Here is a 2,878-nt window from a genome sequence, read left to right as displayed (position 1 = left end):
GAAAAGCAATGCGAATCAACAAGAAAGTCAGAAAGAACGTGATATGAAAGAATCAGATAAAGCCGCAGTTGCTTATTTAAAGGCATATATTGAAATGGACCGAAAAAAATTAAATGAACTACAGTACAAAAAATATGATTTTGGAGAGGATCGAGTAAAAAATCCAGACATTAGTAAAGAAATGAAAGAGCGCTACGATTTGTATAGATATGATTTACAAGAGGGCGAGGATGAATTTTATTACAGAATAAAATTTTATGATCCTGTAGAAAAGGCTCAAATGGGGTTATACCTCCGAATGGTTAAAGATAAAAAGGATAATAAGTGGAAAAATTATGAATGGGCATGGGATTCAACAAATAGTCTTAATTCAATTGTGGGAGATGTGAAACCTGTACATGTCCATAAATGGGGGCAAAAGGAATGAAAAAACTTTTCTCTATTTGTATGATTCTTGCATTCTTCTTACTACCGTTAGGGTCCCATGTGGCCCTAGCGGAAGATATAAAAACAGAAGAAAAACAGGAACAAAAAGGAGCGCGAATCTCTGAAAATCTATTTAGTGGGTACACAGATGGGATTTACAAAGATAAGTATTACGAAATCGACACATATCAACCAAAGGAAGAAGATAAGAACGTGTTTCAAAAAGTTGGTGGATACTTATTTGGTGATGATAGTGTAGGAAAAGACTTGCAAAGAATGTTGTATACAACATGTCAATGGCTTGCCAATATGGCGTTTCAGTTAAATGTAATACTTGGCCAGTTAACAATTTTTTTAGTCGATCAAGCATTGAACCTGGATATTGTAGATACCGTAGCGGATAAATTAGGTGCGGCTATGCAAAATATCGCTGGTATTGGAAAAGGTGGTTTTTCATCTTCTGGACTATTCCCAGCAATTATCGGCATTGCTTGTGTGTTATCGGCTTGTTATGCGGGCTATATTTTCTTTATTAAGCGCCAGCCCTCAAAAGGTTTAAGTGAGTTAGTAAAAACAGTTTTGGTTATTGCTTTTATTGTTACGTACATTGGAAATGCAGGTGCGATTTTAAAGAGTGCAAATACGATTAGTTCTGAAATTAGTGTAACGGTATTAGCAAAAGCAACAGGAACGGTTGCGGGTGATCCAGGACGTTCCAAAGCGGATGCAATCTTTTCAGTGAAAAAGCAGATTTGGGATTTGTTAGTTGAACGACCATATTTGTTTCTACAGTATGGGGAAGATTCAAAAGAAAAATTGGGAGCTAAACGAGTAGATGAATTATTGGCAAAAGCGCCAGGTGAAGATCGTATAAAAATAGTACAAAAAGAGGTAAAGGATCAAGGAAACCAAATGATGGTTATTTCCTCTGTAGGAGAGCGCCTTGTATTTACAGTCATGTATTATGTTGTGAATACATTCGCAGGTGTTCCAGTAATTGCGTTTTGCTTACTAATTGTAGCATTCCAATTATGGTTCCTTGTCATGAGTATTATCTCACCAATCGTCATGGCGGTGGCTTTATTGCCAGGACACCGCAGAGTAATTGAAAGCTGGGCTTCACAATGGATACGCCCATTAGCATTAAAAATATTTATGTCTGTTATGCTGGTCATCATCTTTACAGTAGCAGAACTACTATATGTGTTACCAGAAGCGGGCGTTGCAGGATATGTGTCTACAATGATTTTCCAAATTCTTGTTTTCGTTCTTTGTTACCTGTTTAGAGGAAATATTGTGGCGGCCTTTAGTCGAGCACGTGGCGTGTATGAAACGGTCACAAATATATCTCTTATGACTGAAAACTTTGTAGATAAGGGGAAAGAGTACGCTGGAAATACAATGTCTTATATTGGAGACAAAATGGGGATGCATTTTAACAACGCGGCTGAATTGGCGGCGGCAGGCGGCCAGTTAGAAAATACAGGGGCAGACGACGAAAAGACAAAAGCCAACCCGTTAGTGCAAGCAAATATACCGAATGATTTACCAAATAATCAAACGGAACAAGAAAAAGAGGAAAATCAAAAGAAAGGAAACCTTATTTCCTTACAGGATCGTGATAAAGATGGGAATTTACCACAGCAGGAAGAGGAAGGAAAAGAACAAACGACACCAGGTGAAGAAGAGGCACCAATGCAACAAGACCTTATCAGCTTAGATAAGGAAGCATTAGAACAAGAAATGGAAGAACAACAAGAAGGAACAGAAGTAGGAGAATCAGAAATGGAAGTTCAACCAGAACTTGTATCTTTAGAAGATGAGGAAATTCCAACAGGAGAGGAAATGCCAGCTGATATAGAGGGATATGAAGAAGTTCAACCAGAAGTGCCAGAACAAGAGGTACCATTAGGAGATATTCCGACTGATATAGAAGTATACGAAGAGGTACAACCAGAAGTACCAGAACAAGAGGTACCAGAACAAGAAATGCCACTAGAAGAAGTTTCAAGCGATATGGAGGCATATGAAGAGATTCAAACAGAAGTACCAACACAAGAACTTCCATTAGAGGAAGTGTTACCAGATCATGAAACATTTGAAGAAATCCCATCCGATATCCCACAACAAGACATCCCAACAGAAGAAATTCCGATGGATATTTCAAGAGAAGAAATACAACCAGAACAGGAAACTTCAACACATATTCCACAACAAGAAATTTCAACTCCAATTGAAACAGAGTCAAATGAACCTTTAATACCAGATACAATTCGTGCAGATGTAAATGAGGAAGGTGTCATTGTACCTCATACACCAGAAACAACAAGTGCAGATATTCCAGATGCTATTCCTGCAGAAGTAAATGAGTCTGGGGAGATTGTTGCAAAAAACCCTAATATAGATGTCGAGTCAACTGTACAAGAAACAAATTCTTCTGACTCATTTATCT

Annotated in this window: 2 protein-coding genes; both read left to right on the top strand. The window is 37.9% G+C overall.

The annotated features are described in order from the left end of the window. Positions 1–427 (top strand): hypothetical protein (locus ACQGS6_RS25775; RefSeq protein ID WP_426965829.1); only part of this gene is annotated, 427 nt, incomplete at its 5' end. After that, on the top strand, positions 424–2,878 hold a 2,455-nt coding region (locus tag ACQGS6_RS25770), incomplete at its 3' end, for a CD3337/EF1877 family mobilome membrane protein (protein WP_426965828.1). The genes ACQGS6_RS25775 and ACQGS6_RS25770, both read left to right, overlap by 4 nt.

Source organism: Bacillus sp. GMs2/2 (genome assembly GCF_050172095.1).
GTDB lineage: Bacteria > Bacillota > Bacilli > Bacillales > Bacillaceae_G > Bacillus_A > Bacillus_A cereus.
This window is presented reverse-complemented; position numbering and strand designations above follow the sequence as displayed.